The organism is Knoellia aerolata DSM 18566, assembly GCF_000768695.1.
In the GTDB taxonomy this organism is placed as follows: Bacteria; Actinomycetota; Actinomycetes; order Actinomycetales; family Dermatophilaceae; genus Knoellia; species Knoellia aerolata.
Genome location: NZ_AVPL01000189.1, coordinates 1 through 407 on the forward strand (window position 1 = coordinate 1; position 407 = coordinate 407).

General features: G+C 65.1%; 1 protein-coding gene. It reads left to right on the forward strand.

Translation table 11 applies throughout. From position 1 onward, the window contains the following. A partial coding sequence (locus N801_RS19270) for an ATP-binding protein (RefSeq protein ID WP_035941178.1) occupies positions 1 to 336 on the forward strand: 336 nt, incomplete at its 5' end. Positions 337 to 407: the final 71 nt, after the last annotated feature.

Genomic DNA, 407 nt, shown 5'->3' on the forward strand with positions numbered 1-407 from the left:
GCCCACCACGACGGGCGCCTCCAGGACGAGCTGCGCCGCTTGGGCAGGTACCCGCTGATCGTCATCGACGAGGTCGGGTACATCCCCTTCGAACCCGAAGCGGCCAACCTGTTCTTCCAGCTCGTCTCTTCCCGATACGAACGGGCCTCGCTGATCGTCACCTCCAACAAGCCCTTCGGCCGGTGGGGCGAGGTCTTCGGTGACGACGTCGTGGCCGCCGCGATGATCGACCGGCTCGTCCACCACGCCGACGTCATCAACCTCAAAGGCGACTCCTACCGCCTCAAGAACCGCGACCTGGGCCGCGTCCCCACACCCGTGGGAGAACAGGACTGACCATGACAACCCAACGAGAGGGGTCCGTTTTCACCCGACGCCACGGGGTCCCTTTTCAGCCGACGTTGACA